Source organism: Pedobacter sp. 05L430 (assembly GCF_056397585.1).
Map to the genome: position 1 here is coordinate 1 of NZ_JBFTNT010000381.1, position 3,536 is coordinate 3,536.

General features: G+C 39.5%; 3 protein-coding genes. 2 read left to right on the top strand and 1 reads right to left on the bottom strand.

The window, feature by feature from the left end; all coding sequences use genetic code 11:
• A partial coding sequence (locus AC1DG9_RS25135) for a hypothetical protein (protein ID WP_477635472.1) occupies positions 1-688 on the top strand: 688 nt, incomplete at its 5' end.
• Between the two features lie 96 nt (positions 689-784).
• On the opposite strand, the gene AC1DG9_RS25140 is transcribed toward AC1DG9_RS25135, so the two are convergent.
• Entirely contained in the window at positions 785-2,155 is a 1,371-nt protein-coding gene (locus AC1DG9_RS25140) for an alpha-L-fucosidase (protein WP_288884310.1), read from the bottom strand.
• A 339-nt stretch (positions 2,156-2,494) separates the two neighbouring features.
• On the opposite strand from AC1DG9_RS25140, the gene AC1DG9_RS25145 reads away from it, so the two are divergent.
• Entirely contained in the window at positions 2,495-3,397 is a 903-nt protein-coding gene (locus AC1DG9_RS25145; protein WP_172662816.1) for a helix-turn-helix domain-containing protein, read from the top strand.
• Positions 3,398-3,536 lie beyond the last annotated feature (139 nt).

Sequence of the window (3,536 nt, forward strand, 5' to 3'; positions counted from 1 at the left end):
TCCTAATACAGATCATGGATTATATTGGAATGTAAAGAAGGAAAATAAATATGTTTTTTATGCTCCAGACTATGACAGGCTTATTGTTTTAAACAGTTCTGATTTATCAAAAAAGTGTTACTGGGACAGTATGAATGGCCTTATAGATTTTGGAGGGTGTGATAATGAAGCGTACACGAAAGACTTAACGAAGAACAGAACAGATCCAAAGGACATTAAAAACAAGCCGGTCTTAAAAATTGACAAAAACTGGAATATCAATGACCTTAACTTAGGGACTTCAACTGAAGCTGATTTCCTTAAGTCTGCCACCAGCAAAAATTTTGAAAGAGTGATCACATCGGATCCCAATGGAGTTTTACAGGAAGTTATGCATGAAAATAAATACAATAATTTCTATTTCTACTTTATAGCAGGGAAAAACGGGGAAAATGATCTGAAGAGCAATTTATTAAAAGGCTATTCTATTAATGACTTTGATGGCGTAGAAGTCTCATTTGAAAATCAATTAAAAAAAGGGATGAAAGGAGAAGATGTCTTAAAGGTCATCGATAAGAAGGATCTAATTGGAGATATAGAGTTAAAATATTCCAATACTATCGAGATTAAAAACCCAGCTTATAAGATCAATTTAATATTTGATGATAATAAATTATTTTCGAGTATGTATGTTCTAAAGAAAGAATAATCTGTTGTATTTATGGTGAATAGCTATTTATACCTTGCTTCGGGTCCTCCTTTAAAACTGCCGTATAGCCCTGAGACTGTTTTTGTGGTCTAATAACTATTCCCCAATTGCCCCAAGTTCTTTAATGACCGGTGTACCTTCCGAGTTCAGCAAAATGAGTTTAATCTTAGAAAACCTGGAAGGCTTAGTCAACATTTCAATTCTTTTATGCCCAACCGAACTACCGCCGCCAATTGTTTTCCAGTTTTGCCCGTTAAACCCTTCTAAGCGGTATTTCCGGATTCTTTCCCCTTTTGCGATGTCTTCTTTAATCACCACCCCTTTCAACAACTGTTTCTTGCCAAGATCCAGTAAAATCTCCTTCCCGCGTCCTGAGGATGTTGCAATTGGGCGATATTTCACTTTTACTGCATCACCAAAATCTTTTAGCAATGCTATATCTTTCAGAGGAACCAGTCCGCTGCTATCCACTACAATCCCAATTAGCATGTTGGAATTACGACCTACACTCGTTATATAATTATCCAGGAACTTTTCTTTACTAATCATGTCCTGAGTGTCGTCCACCCAGAACCACCCACCCTGGAAACCACCAGTTCTCAATGGAAAATCAGTTTCACCCGGACACCAGATTTTACCTCCCGGAACACCGGAGAAATCATTCTCCTTAAATCCTTTAGTGGCATCAATACCGTTGGTGGTACTCCAATTGGGATATGGCGCTAATCCATCTTCGTTTCCAATCCACCTTATCAGGTTTTTAGCGGAGGCTGGACCCTGAAAGACAACCGCATCAGGCTGGAGTTTTTTAAGCAAAGCGTCTACATCAGGACCACCTTCACTAACTGGTATCACTCCTCCATCGAACCAAATTTCGAAGAGCTTCCCATAATTAGTCCATAATTCCGTTAGCTGCTGTATTACAATCTCATTATATGTTTTTTGGTCAACTGGTCCGCCCTTCTGAACAACACCGGGATTATCGGCCCATAGATAACCATTGGTCGATGCACTAGCATAAATACCCGGACGCACGCCATATTTCTTACAGGACTCGACGAAATCCTTCACCAAATCCCCCTTACCACTTTTCCAGGAACTATTTTTTACACTGTAGGCGTGAGCAGCTGTGGGCCATAAGCTAAAACCTGACCCATGCTTTGCTACAAGCACCGCGTATTTTGCGCCCCCAGCCTTAGCCGCGGCAATCCACTGATCTGTATTTACTTTCGAAGGGTTAAAAACCGATGCTGGAGGATGCGAACCGTAAACCCGCCAATTGTAGTTGGGCTTAAAAGTGGGCATATCGAAGTGGAAGATTGCACCAATCTCTGCATCCGACCACTCCTGATGCGCGAGAGTTGGTAAAGCTAACTTGTCCTGAGCCGCAACAATAATACTACTGAAGGTAGCAAAGCCAAGCATTGTTGCTTTCAGCAAATGCTTTATCATGGTTTCATTTTTCATTTAGTTGGGCTTGTGACGTCATTAGTTTAACCAATAAATTTATTACAGTTCCAGACTGGAAAGATGATTTAACCAGCCTACGTGTATTTTTTATAAAATCCTTAAAATGCTCATTAACGCACCTAAAACTACCACCACCAATATAATGAGATAAAAAATAGATGGATTAAATAGACGGTTATGGAGCATTTTCTAAAATACTATTTTTTTTTGTTAAATGACACGTTAGCATCTTGAATAGGAGTAGCCCCCTTTGACATGGATTTTTAAAACTAATCAGATGTGCTTACCTATAGAAATAGGATAATAGATTTGGTTTGAATTATGTAACTTTGTATTATGGCACATACGGAGACACTTGAGGATTTCTACAAGAAAAAGTTTAATTGGTTACCAGATAATCTCAGTCAGGATATCGGACACTTTAATGTATTCAGATCAGAGGACTGTTACCTCCCCGGCGCCAAGCCTGTTCAATATAGTCGCCGGGACTTCTACAAGATCAGCCTTTTCAAGGGTAAGGGGGTTATTCACTATGCCGATAAAAGCATAGAAATGGATGGAAGTGCATTGGTCTTCTTTAACCCAGTTGTTCCTTATACTTTTGAAAATCTAAATGACAAGCATTCGGGCAGATTTTGTATTTATAAGGAGTCTTTTTTTACTGAGATGTTGCGCAGCAATGTTCATCAATTGCCGATGTTTTCTCCTGGAGCGAATCCTGTTTATGTACTTAACGCTGAACAGGAAACAGTTGTATTAGCTTTATTTGATAAGATGTTGGCAGAATTTAATTCCGACTATATTTTTAAATATGACTTACTACGTAATTACGTCACTGAGTTGATTCACTACGCTTTGAAGATACAGCCTTCTAACCGCCTCTATCAACACCCGGATGCCAATTCACGTATCACCGCTATATTTACAGAGCTTCTTGAACGACAGTTTCCCATCGAATCGCCATCACAAAGATTTGGTCTGCGCTCTGCTAAAGATTTTGCTGATCAACTATCCGTACATGTTAATCATCTTAATCGGGCTGTCCGTCAGACGACTGGAAAAACAACTACGGATCATATTATGGAGCGACTGACCAGCGAGGCCAGGGCACTTTTGCGCCACACGAACTGGAATGTTTCCGAGATAAGCTACTGTCTTGGATTCGAAGCACCCACACATTTCAATAACTTTTTCAAAAAGCAGACCAGTACTACCCCTTCGGCATTCCGACATGTTTGAATTTCGTAATGATCGGTTTGATCGACGTATACGCTCAGGTGATGTTTCGCTATATATTTGTATCGTAAAAACAAACGAAATATGGAGAAAATCAGAACTTGGTTTATTACAGGAGCTTCCAAAGGATTTGGGTTAAGCC

Bases quoted from the DNA above. Each gene is read 5' to 3' on its own strand.
- AC1DG9_RS25140 (WP_288884310.1), bottom strand. From the start codon at position 2,155: ATGAAAAATGAAACCATGATAAAGCATTTGCTGAAAGCAACAATGCTT.
- AC1DG9_RS25145 (WP_172662816.1), top strand. From the start codon at position 2,495: ATGGCACATACGGAGACACTTGAGGATTTCTACAAGAAAAAGTTTAAT.